Origin of the sequence: Bacillus sp. FSL W8-0519, from assembly GCF_038005585.1 — a bacterium.
In the GTDB taxonomy this organism is placed as follows: domain Bacteria; phylum Bacillota; class Bacilli; order Bacillales; family Bacillaceae_G; genus Bacillus_A; species Bacillus_A paranthracis.
The window spans coordinates 170,413-186,900 of record NZ_JBBOTL010000001.1; the positions used below are offsets into that span (position 1 = coordinate 170,413).

A 16,488-nucleotide genomic window follows, 5' to 3' on the forward strand; every position below is an offset into this window, starting at 1 on the left:
TAAGGATGAAAATTTCTCTTTATTTTTTAACTTGATAGTGATGTGCCGTGTCCCTTTAACCTTTTGCACGAATACTGGCAGAGCCTATTGAAATGAAAAAGTTGGATTATTTGATTAAAATGTTATTTTAGGTATATATACTATAATACAGAGTAACATACATGGAAAGGAACGATAGAATATGGAAAAGTTACAAATTGGAGTTGTTGGTGTGGGCGTTATGGGAAAAAGCCTCGCACTTAACTTTGAGAGTAAAGGGTATTCTGTTGCCCTATATGATATTTCAAAGGAAAAAGTTGATGAAACCATTGAGGAAAACCGTGGTAAAAACTTAGTTGGTACTCATATAGTTGAAGAGTTTGTTAACTCACTCGAATCACCTAGAAAGATTTTATTAATGGTTAATGCGGGGGAAATTACAGATAAAGCGATTGATTCTCTAGTCCCTCACCTCGATAAAGGCGATATTTTAATTGACGGTGGTAATACATACTTTGTCGATACAATTCGCCGAAACAAACGTCTTGCCGAAGAAGGAATCAATTTCATCGGGGCAGGTGTGTCAGGCGGCGAAGAGGGTGCATTGAAGGGACCATCTATTATGCCAGGCGGACAGAAGGATGCATACGAAAAAGTAAAGGATATGCTTGAAAACATCTCTGCAAAAGTGAATAACGAGCCTTGCTGTTCTTATATCGGACCTAATGGGGCAGGACACTATGTAAAGATGGTTCATAATGGTATTGAGTATGGAGATATGCAATTAATTTGTGAAGCATATTTCTTCTTGAAACAAACACTAGATTTGACTGCAGAAGAGTTCCATGAAATATTTGCTGAATGGAATAAAGGTGAACTGAACAGCTATCTAATTGAGATTACAGCCGATATTTTCAAGAAGAAAGATGAAGAAACTGGTAAGCCATTGGTGGATGTTATTCTTGATACTGCAGGACAAAAGGGTACAGGGAAATGGACAAGTCAAAGCGCACTTGATTTAGGTATCTCTCTGCCTATTATCACGGAATCTGTATTTGCACGTTGCATTTCTGCTTTAAAAGAAGAGCGTGTGAACGCAAGCAAAGTTTTATCTGGACCTAAAGATAAAACGGCAATTGGAGTTGAAAAAGCCGAATTAATTGAAGCGGTGCGCCAAGCTTTATATATGAGTAAAATTTGTTCTTATGCACAAGGATTCACGCAATTGAAGGCAGCTTCTGAGGAATATGATTGGAACCTTGATTTTGGCAGCATTTCTATGCTTTGGAGAGGCGGATGTATTATCCGTGCTGCCTTTTTACAGAACATTAAAGAGGCTTATGAGACTAACACTGACCTACCGAACCTTTTACTTGATCCATACTTTAAAGAAATTGTAGAGTCATATCAAGGTGGATTACGCCAAATTATCTCAATGGCGGTACAACAGGGCATTCCGATACCTGCATTTTCAGCAGCAATTTCTTATTATGACAGCTATCGTACTGCCAAACTACCTGCAAACTTGTTGCAAGCGCAGCGCGATTATTTTGGAGCGCATACGTATAAACGAGTAGATAAAGAAGGTACATTCCATACAAAATGGATATAAAATAAAAAATGGACTAAGATTAAATTCTTAGTCCATTTTTCATTCCACAATTCGTAGGCTATAAGACTCTTACTGATGGAAGTTCACTTTAAACGAATGTATGAATCAAAATGCGTTTATTTTTCCCATTTAGATGAAAACCACATAATCTTTAATTTGAGTGGATAGAACTCTATAGATTAAAGTTTTACTTTATCGGATTCGCTTTTATTTATCTGAATTTTCCGTTACTATTTTAAGTATTCGTGAACAATTTCCTTTATTACGACAAAAAAAGACGAGAGATTTATGGACATTACAAGGGGGCATATTGATGAAAGTGAGTGAAAAAACATATTTAAGTATAGAAGAGATTATTTCATTACCAACCTTATCAAGTACCAATATAAGCGATGATGGCAAAAATGTAGCATTTGTTAAGAGGACAGCTAACTGGAAAGACAATACATATAGAAATCATGCATGGGTATATGAAAAAGGTAAAGGGCAGAGTTATCCATTAACAAATGGGGATATAGATAGTACATGCCCGTTATGGTCTCCAAATTCTAGGGATATTGCATACCTTAGCCCTGTTGGTAATGGGAAAAATCAAATCTTTGTTAAGTCATTAGATGGTTATGGTGGGGTGCAAATTACTAATGAGGAAGAAGGAATCAGTATATTCAAATGGAATCCTACCGGTAAAGGTTTTTATTATATTACACAGTCAAAAGAATTTGAGGAAATAAAGAAACGTAAGGAGCTATATGGAGATTTTCAACATGTAGGTAAGGAACATCAAAATAATTGTTTATGCTACGTTGAAATAGAAAAAGTGATACAAAATGATAAAGAGGAACGAGAGATTAACGGTGTTTATCAATTAACTGATGGTAAGGATTTTTATATCCATGACTTTGATATTTCAAATGATGGGAAAAAAGTTGTATGTATGGCTACACCAAGCCTAAACGATTATATGAATGGTGATCTATACATATTAGATGTTGAAGCTGAGGAACTACAAAAGATGAATGTAGATAGGTTGTTGGGCGGGAGCGTTTGCTTTTCTCCTGAGGGCAACAAAATATGTTACTCAGCAAGCATAAGAGAGAAGGAGTATTATAGAAGCCATATACAAGAGAGTACATTAGAGATATATGATATGAATACTGGAGAGGTACTTCAGCCCTTAACAAACTTTGATAGTACGGTTATGCCATTACAGTGGACAGCTAAAGGGATTTTAATTAGATGGCAGGATAAAACGAATTATCGTATTGGATTACTAGCTGAAGATGGCACTATGGAAGTATTAAGTGACAACGTAGATGGTTTTATAATGGATGCTTCTATAACAAAGGATGGAAATCATATAACCTATAGTAAAGCTATAACAAATGAGACCTTTGAAATCTATTTGGACGATAAAAAAATAACGAATGAAAATAGCTTTTTCGAAGGGAAGCTTAAAAGCAACAGGGAAATCATCTCATGGCAAAGTAGTGATGGTCTTAAAATAGAGGGTGTTTTATCAAGACCAGTAGAGTTTGACTCAAATAAAAAATATCCTTTATTAGTAGTAATTCACGGAGGTCCGGCTTGGGCATCTTTTCCGATATTTTCAGACTGCTTCAATGAGAAATATCCGATTGAACAGTTTGTTGAAAAAGGCTTTATCGTTTTAGAGCCAAACTATAGAGGAAGTTCTGGTTATGGCAATGAATTTTTAAAAGCGAACTACAGAAAACAAGGACTTGCTGATTACGATGATGTTATATCTGGAGTGGATGAACTAGTTGAAAAAGGGATTGTAGATAAAGATAGAGTAGGAGTTATGGGATGGAGTAACGGAGGATATATATCAGCTTTCTGTGCTACATTTAGTAGCAGATTTAAGGCAATTTCAGTTGGGGGCGGAATTACGAACTGGAGTACTCATTACGTAAATACAGATATCCCTTACTTCATTAGGATGCATTTAGGAAATACTCCATGGAATGATCCAGATATATATACGAAAACATCACCAATGACGTATATTAAATTAGCTTGTACACCTACCTTAATCCAACATGGCGAAAAGGATGCAAGAATTCCAGTTACAAATGCATATGAGTTATATGAAGGATTAAGAGATATGGAAGTTGATACAGAACTAATTATATTTAAAGAAATGGCATATAGTTCTGATCAGCCAGGAATTCATGTAGCTATTATGAAGCAGAACTTGATGTGGTTTTCACACTATATACTTGGGGAAAGTATGAAAGATTTTAGAACTATATAATAGATATCCGCGCAGGGATTTTCCGTTGGGTAATCGGGTCAGATTGTTGAAAAAGAGATTCAACAAATTATATAATTTGTTGTAAACTATTATTGAAGAGATTTAAGTGAGTATAAAGAAACGTAATTCGGAGGACGAATATGACAGCGAATAAAAATGAGTTATCTGTAGAACAACGTGAAGAACTAATAAAAGTATTACAAGCTCGTTTTGAGAAAAACATGAACCGCCATGAAGGTCTTGAATGGGCTAAAGTTGAAGCGAAGATAGAAGCTAATGCTGAAAAATTATGGTCACTTAATGAAATGGAAGTAACAGGCGGTGAGCCGGATGTTGTTGGATATGACAAAGAGAAGGACGAGTATACTTTCTATGATTGTTCAAAGGAGAGTCCTAAAGGTCGTAGAAGCCTTTGTTATGATCTTGAAGCGTTAGAATCAAGAAAGAAGCATAAACCAGAAAATAACGCTATTGATGTGGCAGCCGCTATGGGTATTGAACTATTAACTGAAGAACAATATCGAGAGTTACAACAACTTGGAGATTTTGATATGAAATCATCAAGCTGGGTACAAACACCTTCAGATATTCGAGAACTCGGTGGTGCGCTATTTTGCGATTATCGCTTCGGACATGTTTTCGTGTACCACAATGGAGCAGACTCTTATTATGCTGCCAGAGGTTTTCGTGGCTCGTTAAGAGTTTAAATTTGGAGTAAATAAAAAAGAGCCTATACGCAGGCTCTTTTTCTTATTTATATTTTAAGAGTAAACCGTTACTACGCAGTTTTACTTAATTTATATGTTCCGTGGTTGTTTTTACGGAAAAGTTTTGGGAAAACATAGCCATCTAATCCAATGCGTCCAGCATTCTGTCCTGCAACTAAAATGAACATAGTCAAAATAAGCAGGTTTGGATTTACACTAACAGTTCCGCTTAATAAAAATGAAAGATTCATTATGATTCCGAAAAATGCAGCTGTTTTTGTTAATCCGCCTAAAATTAAACCTAGACCTACTAAAATTTCTCCCCATTGAACTAAAAAGCTAAATAGGTCTGCGTTTGGAAGAACAAAGTATTGAAGGAAATCTGCCCACCAACTTTGTACGGCAGGGTGGTCACCTGATGCTTGAGCAATAGCGCCCTTTAGAAAACCACTTGCGTCAAAAGATTGTCCAAAGACTTTGCCGATTCCAGCAGCGAGCCATGTATATCCTATGTAAAGTCGTAAAAATAATAATATGAAAGTAGCACGTTTATCAGTTCTTAAAAAATTGATAACCATTGAAATCCCTCCAATATTGTATTTACAAGTTTATTATATATCCATTGTGAAAAAATTCACAATGGATAAAGTGTGAACAAAAGTAGTGTTTTTTGATGAAAATAAAGAAGGCATATAACAATCATATGTTATATGCCTTCTCTACTTTATTTAGGTAATGTAAATTTAGCTTTTTTACCTTGTGAAATATCTTTAGCTTCTTTATTTCTCATAGGTCCTAACTCAATCTCAAAGCTTTTATCTTTCCAAATCTTTTCATACTGCTCTTGATCTAAAATAAATACTTGCAGTAACTCTCCAGATGTTCCTGTTTTGACTGCAGCGTTATAGTCGTAATTTAGTAGCATACCTTCATTAATTGTATATTGTGTACCATCATTCACTCTTAATGTAGAGCTTATAGGAGATAATGAAACGTCTTGAGTATCTTTGTTATCAAGCTTGAATTTCACTGTTAATAGAACAATACCATTTTTGAAATTTGCAAAGCGTGGTGCTTCGACGGAATTTGGTGTGAATTGAGTAAATTGGTATCCGTCTAATGTAACATGAACAGCACCTAATTCTTGGCTGTTATTAATACTTGATTTCTCTTTTAACATTTTTTTATCGCCCATGTTATTAGCTGTAGCTTTATCTTGGTAGAAAGTTTTATCTGTTGCAACCTTTTCAGCACCTTGTTTATTTAAACTTAATGAAAAGCTTCCAGGGCTTCCGATTGGAGCATCGAATTTTCCTTTATTAGCTTGTGCAGTTGGGACTGTGACTGAGACTGTTGAGAGACTTGAAATTTTTTCTAGATCATCTTTTCCGAATGGATACGCGATATAACCAGAAATGGTTTCTCCTGCTTTTACTAAGTAATCATTCGTTGGAGCAAGCTTAGTTGGCAGCTGATCTTCTTTTGGAATTAAGTCTTTATAGTTACTATATACTTTCTGCGCACCAGTAAATGACATGTCCAATGCTGGCATATAATAAATATCTTTAGCTGAACTATTTTTTACGCTATAGTTCACAAGAATAACTCCGCCCTCTGTTTGACGGTTAAATGGAATGTTAAAGTCCGTATGGAATCCATTTAATTCAACTAATGTATAGCTGTTCATCGATACTGAAACATCTTCAGCTTTATAAACTTGTGGTTCCTTATTTTCAAAAAGAACTTTTGTTTTACCACCTGTTTCTTTTTCCATGTAGGAAATAAGTTTAGAATAATCGCTGGAGCTAGTAGCGGTATTTTCCGTCTTTTTATCTTCAGTTTTCTTGTTTTCGGATTTTTTATCTTCAGGTTTATTTTCTTTCGTCGTATCCGTTTTTTCCGTTTTGCTTTCTTTTGTTGCATTTTCTTTTTGTTCTTTATTTGTCGTATCGCTTTGACCACAGCCGGTTATTACAAAAGCTGCTACGATTACTGCAGAAAATAAAGAAAGTAATTTTTTGGACATGTTTCTTCCCCCTATTTGTTTAAAACTAAACTCTCACATTAGCCCCACATTTTATTATAAGAAGGCTAGTCAATATTTACCAGTGTTTTTTCTGATTATTTCCGTTATTTAAATATTATAATATAATAAATTTGATAGAAGTTTGGAATGGAATATTGGTTTTTATTTTTTATCATTTAAAATATTACATCATATTGTTAAGATAGAAATAGAGGTATATGGAAAGGAGACAAGGACTCAATATGTGGATGAGCTTGTAATGATTCGAAACTAGATAGATAAATTTTTCTCTCGTAAGTGAGGGTTTATTTAGCTATCTGTAAATCATGCAAGGACTGCATATTCGGCCTGTACATCCCTTTTGTAAGGATAATGTGTAGGGAAATTCATATCTCTTATATAAAGTATGCGTCCTTTAAATTGGAGGAGTATATGATGAATCAATTAAAACATAAAGTAGCAGTTGTTACAGGCGTAAGTCGTTTAGATGGTATAGGCGCAGCAATTTGTAAAGAATTAGCTGAAGCAGGATACGATATATTTTTTACGTATTGGACAGAGTATGATAAAGAGATGCCTTGGGGCGTTGATCAAAGTGAACAAATACAATTACAAGAAGAGTTACTAAAAAACGGTGTGAAAGTATCGAGTATGGAGTTAGATTTAACTCAGAATGATGCACCGAAAGAGCTTATAAATAAAGTTACTGAACAACTAGGCTACCCTCATATATTAATTAATAATGCAGCGTATTCTACGAATAATGATTTCTCTAATTTGACTGCTGAAGAATTAGATAAGCACTACATGGTCAATATTCGTGCGACTACATTATTAAGTAGTCAATTTGCCCGAGGGTTTGATAAGAAATCTGGTGGTAGAATTGTGAATATGACTTCGGGACAATTTCAAGGGCCTATGGTTGGAGAACTAGCGTATGCAACAACGAAGGGGGCTATTGATGCTCTTACTAGTTCGTTGTCAGCCGAGGTAGCTCATTTAGGAATAACAGTGAATGCAATTAACCCAGGTCCAACTGATACAGGCTGGATGACTGAAGAGATAAAGCGAGGATTAAAACCGATGTTTCCATTTGGTAGAATTGGTGAACCAAAGGATGCAGCAAGACTTATTAAGTTTTTAGTAAGTGAAGAAGCGGAATGGATTACTGGACAAGTTATTCATTCAGAAGGTGGATTCAAAAGGTAAAAAGAAGGTATCTCACCCTGGTGAGATACCTTCTTTTTTAATCTTTCTTCAATCTTCGCGCAATACCATTCCCTAAAGACTGTAATCCTTGAACGAGGATAATTAAAATAAAGACAGTTGCATACATTACTTCAGGTTCATAGCGTAAATGTCCGAATCGATATGCTAAATCCCCTAGCCCACCAGCGCCTACAAGACCAGCCATTGCTGTTGCGCCGATTAAGCCAATCGTTGCAATTGTTAATCCAAGTACAAGGGAGGGACGAGCTTCTTTCACCATGACGTGCCAAATAATTTTTATAGTAGAAACGCCCATCGCTTGGTAAGCTTCAATCACACCACGATCGACTTCTAATAATGCGGTCTCCATCAATCTTGCGATATAGGGAGCAGTGAAGACGACAAGCGGTACGATAACACCTTGTACACCAATGGATGTTCCCATTAGAAATTTTGTAAAAGGTAGAATGAAGAATAATAGGATGATAAATGGAAGAGAGCGAATGATATTAATAATTGTATTAAGAATTGGATAAATGATTTTGTTTTCTCGCTGTCCACCAGGTCTCGTTAAAACAAGTGTGACACCAAGTGGCAGTGCAATAAGGATCGAGATGAGTAATGAAATAGATGTCATTTGAAAAGTTTGTATGGTCGCCTCCCATATAACTTTACCCCATTCATCCAAAAAGGACTTGTTTTCCATGGTCTGTTCTACCTCCTTCTACGATGATTCCCTGTTCTTGTAAAAATGATAAAGCACGGTTGATTTCATTTTGTTCCCCTTGCATATGGATGATAAGTTTCCCGTATGCTTCATGTTTTAATTGAGTAATATTACCGGATAAAATATTCGGATATACTTGGAATCGTTTTGTAGCGACAGCTAATGCTGGTTCTCCTGAAGAATTTCCTATAAAAGAAAGAGTTACAATTTCACCAGTAGTTTGAAGTTCTTTTTGTACCTCTTCTGGAATTTTCGCTGCAAATGCGCTATTTACAAATTTCTTCGTTGTTACATGTTGTGGGTTTGTAAAAATATCTTTCACAGTCCCGCTTTCAACTACTGCTCCATGTTCCATAACAGCAACTCGGTCGCATATACGCTGGATGACATTCATTTCATGTGTAATTAATAAAATTGTAATCCCGATTTCCTCATTAATCTTTAATAATAGGTCAAGAATAGAATCAGTTGTTTCTGGATCTAAAGCGCTCGTTGCTTCATCACTTAATAACACTTCCGGTTCATGTGATAGTGCACGCGCGATGGCTACACGTTGTTTCTGGCCACCAGAAAGTTCACTTGGATAGGCGTCTTTTCGATTAAAGAGATCGACAATACGTAAATACTTTTCTACCCTTTTTTCAATTTCTACTTTTGGAATGCCAGCAAGGCGTAAAGGTAGTGCGATATTTTCATAGACGGTAACGGTTTTAAGTAAATTGAACCCTTGAAAAATCATCCCGATTTTTTGTCTCGCTTTTGCTAGTTCTTTTGTAGACAGTGTTGTTAAATCTTGCTCGTTTACAATAATATTTCCTGTTGTTGGTTTTTCTAATAAATTTACACAGCGAATTAATGTACTTTTGCCAGCGCCGCTATATCCAATGATTCCAAATACTTCGCCCTTTTTTACTTGGAGGGAAGTAGACTTAAGAGCTTCCACATTCCCCTTTTTTGTTGTAAATACTTTGGATACATTTTTTAATTCAATCATTATCGTCAGCTCCTACCAAGACGGTAAAACAGAACCATCAAATTTTTTATCGATAAATTCTTTTACTTCTTTAGATTGATAAGCTTTCTTTAATTTATTTACAACAGCATCATCTTTATTTTCAGTACGAACAACGACCCAGTTTACATATGGTGAATCTTTTCCTTCGCGGAAGATAGAATCTTTCGCAGGGCTTAATTTTGCACCTAATGCAAAGTTTGTATTAATGGCAGCTGCTTTCACTTCACTTAGTTGTGTTGGTAATTGAGATGCCTCTAATTCAACGATCTTTAAATTTTTTGGATTTTCAATTACATCTTTTGCAGTCGCTTTTTCTGTCGCTTTTGGATCCACTTTTAAAACCCCTGCTTTTTCAAATAGTTTTAAAGCTCGAAGTTCATTCGTTGGATCATTTGGTACAGCAATTGCATCACCCTCTTTTAATTCTTTTACATCCTTTAAGCTTTTTGAATATACGCCCATAGGGAATGTTACTGTTGAAAATACTTCAGTTAATTTCATATTACGTTCAGCTTTAAATACGTCTAAATATGATTTTGTTTGATAGCTATTTACATCAAGGCTTTTTTCATCGAGGGATACGTTCGGTGCTACATAATCATTAAATACTTTTATATCAATTTCGAGACCGTCTTTCGCTGCTACTTCTTTTACCTTTTCAAAAATTTGTTCATGTGGCCCTCCTGTTACACCGACAGTAATCTTTTTCTCATCTAACGCTTTTACTTCTTTATCTGAACTCCCGCTACATGCGCTTAATAATAATACAGCCCCACTTACAATGCTTAATAATACTTTCTTCATCTATAATTCCCCCTTAAATATACGTTCCAAAATAAAAAGCACCTCTCAAAAATAAGAGAGGTGCCGAATAGACAAAATAGATTCCTCTCTTATCTTCCAAAACGAGAACTCGTTTTGCAGGAATTAGCACCTTAGCTTATACGTTATAAGCTCGGTTGCCGGGCATCATCGGGCCAGTCCCTCCGCCACTCTTGATAAGAGTATGTGTATGTAGTTTTTTTAATATGGTACTAATAGTAAATCTTACAAAAAGAATTGTCAACGTTATTTTCTGAATATATTTTATTTTAAGGTAATCGAAACGTTCCCCTTTTTATGCCCTTTTTCTACATATATATGAGCTTCAGCAATTTCTTCTAATCGGTAAGTTCTATCAATAACAGGCTTTAAATTTTCTGTTTCAGTTAGTTTTTTTAGTAGAAACATATCTTCTTTACTTACCTTTGCCATCATTCCATTAACAGATACATATATTCCATTAGGTGTTAATACTTGTTTACAAAGGGATTTTTTATATTTTCCAACTGCATCAAATATAACATCATAGTATTCCCCCTGCTTAGTAAAATCTTCTTTCGTATAATCGATTACTTTGTCAGCCCCTAAAGATTGCACGAGTTCAAAATTTGAATGACTACAAACAGCTGTAACGGTTGCGCCGAAATATTTAGCAAGTTGTACGGCAGCTGTTCCTACTGATCCAGATGCGCCATATATTAGTACTTGTTGCCCCCTTTTTATACGGGCCTTTCTTAGGAAGTGTAGTGCCGAAGTTGCGCCAAAGGGAATAACTGCTGCTTCCTCATACGTTACATTGGTAGGTTTTAATGCTACTAATCCACTTTCATGTACACATGTATATTCTGCATAACCACCGACATTAAGCTCTGTTAATGCAAAAATTTGATCTCCTTTTTTAAATTGAGTTACATCTGTTCCTATTTCTTCGATTTCGCCGGATAACTCTACACCGAGTATAGGCTTTCTCGGTTTTCTAAAACCTAATATGATTCGCATAGGAATCCAAAATAAGAGAGGGCTATTAAACCCACGTATTCTACAATCTCCAGTCGTTACACTCGTTGCGTGAATCTTGACTAATACTTCGTTCTTTTTAGGTATAGGTTTCTCTATATTTTGAAGCTGAAGAACGTTAGGTGGTCCATACTGTGTGCAAATGATCGCCTTCATAATGACCTCCTGAAATGAGTTGTCGTTATTTACATCATATTTAAACTCTTCATTAAACATGTCGCTATATAGCGAATATAGATTGAAATTTATATAGATTTCATAGGAAAAGAGATGATATTATTTTGGGAAAGGGGGGCGGAATTATGAAAAAAATTATTTTTATTTCAAGTTTAGTGCTTGCAATCAGTCTAGGGGTAGGATGTAGTAATGAGAAAACAGCAAAGACGGATGAGCCGAAAAAAGAATCCGTTCAAAAAGAAAAGGAATTAACGGCGAAAGATGTTTTCAAGAAAACGAATGAAGCTTTTAAAAATGAAGAACATGTAACGATGACATATGGTGTAGGGGTAAAAGCTGAGGGAACAGAGATGGATATATTAAAGGCTAAGATGCAATTAGAGCCAAAGACAAAGAATTCTCGTTCTGAAATGAATATTTCCGGTACAGATGTTGTAGTGTATACTGTGGATGGTAAAGTTGCTGGTGAGGTAAAAAACCCTAATACAGGAGAAGTTATAACCGTACCAGAGGAGCAATTAAACGCTGGTGGAATGAAAGCGACTCAAGATATTATAGATAAATTAGAAGTACCGGAAGTAGTTTTAGATAAAATGAAGCTGGAGAAAAGCGGAGATAAATATAAACTGAAATTTACATTAAAAGGGCAAGAAACAGAAAGTATGTTAACTAGCATGGATGAAACGCAGAAGAAAATGTTACAAGCACAAAATGCGAAGATAGAAGAAGTGGATGCAGAATATATCATTACAAAAGATTTTAAATATGAATCAGCAAAGATAGACATGATTATGAGTAGTAATGGCAAGGATAAAGCACACATTATTACGAACGCAAAATATACGTCGTATGAAAAGTTTGACCCAATACAATTGCCAGCAGCAAAGTAACAGTTTTGATAAGGAGGGACCTAAAATAAGGTCCCTCTTTTTTGTATTCTTTCTTCATAGGAAAATAGGTACAATATAAAGAGGAAAAGATGTAGAAGAGGAGAGTGTCATTTGAAAAAAGGAAAGATAGCGGTGGTCATTGTAGCATATACAGTGTTGCTTGCAACGTCTGTACATACATATAAAAAACAACTCGATCATCCTATTATGAGTGATGTAGGTAAATTGCTTCCGACAAAAATAAAACGTGTTGAAAGTGCTACTGATGAGCAATCGTTAATAAAATTAGTGCAAGATGCGAATGTTTCTGGAGAGAAGATTTCTATTGCTGGTATGCAACATAGTCAGGGCGGGCAGACGTATTATCCACATGGTACGATGCTTGATATGAAAGGGTATAATAAAATATTAGAATTTGATCCAGAGAAGAAGCGCATTACAGTTCAAAGTGGTGTCACGTGGAATGATATTCAGAAGAAAATAAATCCATATGGTCTTGCTGTTCAGGTGATGCAATCTCAAAATATTTTTACGGTTGGTGGTTCATTAAGTGTAAATGTACATGGTCGTGATATTCGTCATGAGGCATTGATTGATACAGTCGAATCATTTCGATTACTAATGGCAGATGGCACTGTACGTAATGTAAGTAGAGAAGAGAATGCGGATTTATTTCCTTACGTCATTGGCGGTTATGGGTTATTTGGTGTCATTTTAGATGTGACTTTAAAGTTAACAAATGATGAATTATATGAAACGCATACGAAAATGCTAGATTATAAAGAATACACGTCTTATTTCAAAGAAAAAGTGAAAAAAGATGCTAATGTTCGTATGCACTTAGCTCGTATTTCTGTTGCTCCAAATTCATTCTTAAGAGAAATGTATGTGACAGATTATACATTGGCACAAAATCAAAATATGAGGGAAGAGTATAGTGAACTAAAAGAAGAAACTATTATAGCAGCGCCGAAATTTTTACTTGGATTATCACGCTATAGTGATTGGGGAAAGAATACGTTTTGGGATATACAAAGAAGTTATTTCGAACGTACAGATGGAAAGTATGAGACGCGAAATAATGTTATGAGGTCAGATAGTGCCTTTATGGAATATGAAAATCCGAATAGGACAGAGGTGTTACAAGAATATTTTGTGCCTATAGATTCTTTCACGGAATACATAGATGATTTACGTAACGTATTAAATGAAGAAGAGTTTAATTTGCTCAATATTACGATTCGTTACGTGGAAAAGAATGAAAATGCAGTTTTATCCTATGCGAAAGGTGATATGTTTGCACTGGTTCTTTTAATTAATCAAGGGCGTTCTGAAAATGAGATAAAGAAAACAGAGGATGTTATTCAGAAGATGATTGATGTTACGTTAAAGCATAACGGTAGTTATTATTTACCGTATTATTCTTATCCAACGAAAGAGCAGTTAAAGAGAGCATATCCTCGTATAGAAGAGTTTCTTCAGAAGAAAAAAGAAGCGGATCCAAAAGAGAGATTTGTGAATTTATTTTATAGGGAGTATACGAAATGACATATAGAAGATTTGTAGCTTCACAAAGCATCATTATGATGGCAGGAAGTATGGTATTTCCCTTTTACATTCTATTGCTTCGGAATGTTGGAAATAGCTTCTCACAGTTTGGCTGGGCATATGGCTTATTTGCCTTAACTTCAGCTCTAGTATATCCGTTAGTTGGAAGAATATCTGATAGAGTAGGTGATAGAAAGTTACTAATTATATACGCCTGGTCTATGGCAATATTAATGCTTTGTTTTCCTATTGCAACAGAAGTATGGCATGTATACATTCTTCAAATTTTAATGGGTATTTTAGGGGCTGTGCAGCGTAATACGGAGAAGACTTCGTTAGCACGAAAAGTTGTACAAGAAAATGCTGGTTATGAGATTGGAAAATATCATGTGTGGACATCGATTGGAGGAGCAGTAGCAATTATTGCAACAGGATATTTAGTAGATTTCTTTACGATCGGCACGATTTTTTATATTGCATCTATCTTATATGTAGTGAGCGGAGTTGTATTAAGTAGTAAAAAAATATAACAATTCCCATTTTTACCTGAATAACCTTTATTTGTTATACTAAAAGGGAAGACAAAAGAAAAGGAGACATTGCCTTTGATGAAATTTTTAATTTTAGCTATTCTCACTTTGTTTTTGATTCCATGGACAAGAAGAAGCGGTAGTAAACTTCGAGCGGTGGATAAGAAAGGGGATGAGAAGGTTGTAAAGGGTAAGAAATCATCTATTTTAGTTATTCCAGTTTTATTTTGGATAGGTATTGCAATCTATGAATATTTTTGGCTAATTGATGATCGAGCAGATTCAATTCTTACTCATTATTCTGTTGCAGTAGCGATTTTAATTGGGCTTGTTTTATTTTCCCAAGATCAAATAGGTAAATTAGAAGGCACGTTAAAAGGACTTCTAATGTTTGTTTTACTTGCAAGTTACGGCTACTTTGGTTATTTGCACGATATAGTAATCTCGCAAAAGAAATATGATTCTGTTGTAAAGGTAGAGAAAGATATTTCAGAGCCATTTACTGAAAATGATCAGCCATTTACAGTGCCGCCAAAGACAGCGGAGAATAAGATGAAAAAAGTATTTGGGGATATTCCGAAAGTAGCTTATTTTGAGCTAGGAGAATTAACGCCACAAATGGTAAATGGCGAGGCTTTATATGTAGCACCGATTGAAGTTTCAGGATTTTTTAAAGCACGTAAAGCTGAGACAATTCCAGGGTACGTCACGATGTCAGGTACGAATCCTGATGCAGAAGCAAAGCTGCACCTTGGTTATAAAATGAAATACGTGCCAAGCATGTTTTTCGGAAATAATTTAGAGCGTGTGGTAAGGCAAGCAGAACCAAATTTAATCTTTAAAGGAAAACCTAAATTTGAAGTGGATGATAAAGGGAAACCGTATTATACAATGACGTACGGTGAATTTATTTCAGGAAGATCTGGATTTGAGGTAGAGGGCGTTGTAGTAGTAGACGCACAAACAGGTGAAGTGAAAAGATACGATAAAGGAAAGGCACCTAAATTTGTTGATGGTGTATTAAATCACGAGACCGCATCTACATTAAATACGTATTTCGGTAAGTACATTCACGGATTTTGGAATACAAAATTCTCGCAAACGGACATGAAGATTCCGACTGAGTGGGGAACGAAAGAAGGAGTTACACCAATCTTCGGTAAGGATGGAACGTTATATTACTTTACTGATTTCACCTCTCCGAAAGAGGGAGTAGATTCTGCACTAGGTTATTCACTTATCGATGCGCGTACAGGTAAGTTGTATTACTATAACGGAAAAGAAGTAAAGGGAATTATGGATGGTTCGGCTGCTTCGGAAGTCGTAGATAATTCCTTTAAGAGAGAGAAATGGCATGGAACGATGCCGGTTATTTATAACGTGTACGGTAAACCTTCTTGGATTGTACCTGTTATTGATGATGGAGGGTTAGTGCGTGCCCATACGGTTATCTATGCTTCTAATGCGAAAATATTTGCAACAGGTTCGACGCAAAAAGAAGCGCTTGAGAATTATAAAAATGCGCTGAGTGGAAGCGGAGATTCATTTAGACCGACTTCAAATGGAAAAGAGGCGCAAAAAGAAGGCGTTGTACAACGTGTATATAAAGAAAAATCAGGTGAAAATACAATTGTTTATGTACTGTTGGAGAACGAACAAAAAGTGTTTATGATACCTGCGAAAAAGTTCCCATATGCTATGTTTACAGAAGTGGGAGATCCAATTCAAATCACATATTTAGATACAGGAGAGGCGATGTCTTCCGTATCTAAATTTACAAATAGTAATTTGAACAAGTAAAGCGATAGAGATTCTATCGCTTTTTTTACAAAATTAAACAGGAAAATGCGCTATACTTGACGTATGTTTATGTTGTAACTATAATTGTTACGATTTAGTATGTATAGGAAAGGGTGAACGAAAAAAGTGAATGAAGTTAATCAGGAAATATATAAGC

At 35.4% G+C, this 16,488-nt stretch carries 14 protein-coding genes and 1 riboswitch; of the genes, 8 read left to right on the top strand and 6 right to left on the bottom strand.

Annotation, left to right across the window (positions count from 1 at the left end; all coding sequences use genetic code 11):
• Positions 1–181 precede the first annotated feature (181 nt).
• From gndA to NST14_RS01005, 3 genes are all read left to right on the top strand, one after another.
• A complete protein-coding gene (gene gndA / locus NST14_RS00995; RefSeq protein ID WP_000413557.1) occupies positions 182–1,591 on the top strand; it encodes an NADP-dependent phosphogluconate dehydrogenase in 1,410 nt (469 codons plus the stop codon).
• A 313-nt stretch (positions 1,592–1,904) separates the two neighbouring features.
• Entirely contained in the window at positions 1,905–3,863 is a 1,959-nt protein-coding gene (locus NST14_RS01000) for a S9 family peptidase (protein WP_229143421.1), read from the top strand.
• 140 nt (positions 3,864–4,003) lie between these two features.
• Entirely contained in the window at positions 4,004–4,570 is a 567-nt protein-coding gene (locus NST14_RS01005; protein ID WP_000126341.1) for a DUF4256 domain-containing protein, read from the top strand.
• Between the two features lie 71 nt (positions 4,571–4,641).
• On the opposite strand, the gene NST14_RS01010 is transcribed toward NST14_RS01005, so the two are convergent.
• Positions 4,642–5,148 carry a DoxX family membrane protein gene (locus tag NST14_RS01010; RefSeq protein ID WP_000236351.1) on the bottom strand — a complete coding sequence of 169 codons (507 nt, stop codon included), beginning with the start codon at positions 5,146–5,148 and terminating at the stop codon, positions 4,642–4,644.
• Positions 5,149–5,294: 146 nt separating this feature from the next.
• Complete coding sequence (locus NST14_RS01015) at positions 5,295–6,596, bottom strand: DUF5068 domain-containing protein (RefSeq protein ID WP_000038600.1); 1,302 nt, start codon at positions 6,594–6,596, stop codon at positions 5,295–5,297.
• Between the two features lie 432 nt (positions 6,597–7,028).
• Between NST14_RS01015 and NST14_RS01020 the strand changes: the two genes are divergently transcribed.
• Complete coding sequence (locus NST14_RS01020; protein ID WP_002170348.1) at positions 7,029–7,805, top strand: SDR family oxidoreductase; 777 nt, start codon at positions 7,029–7,031, stop codon at positions 7,803–7,805.
• A gap of 37 nt (positions 7,806–7,842) precedes the next feature.
• Here the strand turns inward: NST14_RS01020 and NST14_RS01025 are convergent, their stop codons facing one another.
• From NST14_RS01025 to NST14_RS01040, 4 genes are all read right to left on the bottom strand, one after another.
• Positions 7,843–8,511: a methionine ABC transporter permease gene (locus tag NST14_RS01025; protein ID WP_000428874.1), complete on the bottom strand. Its 669-nt coding sequence runs from the start codon at positions 8,509–8,511 to the stop codon at positions 7,843–7,845.
• Positions 8,486–9,526, bottom strand: coding sequence for a methionine ABC transporter ATP-binding protein (locus NST14_RS01030; protein WP_000571351.1), 1,041 nt, complete (start codon positions 9,524–9,526; stop codon positions 8,486–8,488). The genes NST14_RS01025 and NST14_RS01030 overlap by 26 nt, the downstream gene beginning before the upstream one ends.
• A 12-nt stretch (positions 9,527–9,538) precedes the next feature.
• Entirely contained in the window at positions 9,539–10,351 is an 813-nt protein-coding gene (locus NST14_RS01035; RefSeq protein WP_000757003.1) for a MetQ/NlpA family ABC transporter substrate-binding protein, read from the bottom strand.
• 86 nt (positions 10,352–10,437) lie between these two features.
• Positions 10,438–10,552, bottom strand: a riboswitch (SAM riboswitch).
• A gap of 81 nt (positions 10,553–10,633) precedes the next feature.
• Positions 10,634–11,542 carry an NAD(P)-dependent alcohol dehydrogenase gene (locus tag NST14_RS01040; protein ID WP_000643888.1) on the bottom strand — a complete coding sequence of 303 codons (909 nt, stop codon included), beginning with the start codon at positions 11,540–11,542 and terminating at the stop codon, positions 10,634–10,636.
• 146 nt (positions 11,543–11,688) lie between these two features.
• On the opposite strand from NST14_RS01040, the gene NST14_RS01045 reads away from it, so the two are divergent.
• The 4 genes from NST14_RS01045 (at position 11,689) to NST14_RS01060 (ending at position 16,331) form a co-directional block, all read left to right on the top strand.
• A complete protein-coding gene (locus NST14_RS01045; RefSeq protein WP_000720045.1) occupies positions 11,689–12,453 on the top strand; it encodes a DUF6612 family protein in 765 nt (254 codons plus the stop codon).
• 111 nt (positions 12,454–12,564) lie between these two features.
• Positions 12,565–14,001, top strand: coding sequence for an FAD-binding oxidoreductase (locus tag NST14_RS01050; RefSeq protein ID WP_000715451.1), 1,437 nt, complete (start codon positions 12,565–12,567; stop codon positions 13,999–14,001).
• Positions 13,998–14,531, top strand: coding sequence for an MFS transporter (locus tag NST14_RS01055; protein ID WP_000222369.1), 534 nt, complete (start codon positions 13,998–14,000; stop codon positions 14,529–14,531). The genes NST14_RS01050 and NST14_RS01055 overlap by 4 nt, the downstream gene beginning before the upstream one ends.
• Before the next feature lie 78 nt (positions 14,532–14,609).
• Positions 14,610–16,331, top strand: coding sequence for a DUF3981 domain-containing protein (locus NST14_RS01060; protein ID WP_000670260.1), 1,722 nt, complete (start codon positions 14,610–14,612; stop codon positions 16,329–16,331).
• The last annotated feature ends 157 nt before the right edge of the window (positions 16,332–16,488 follow it).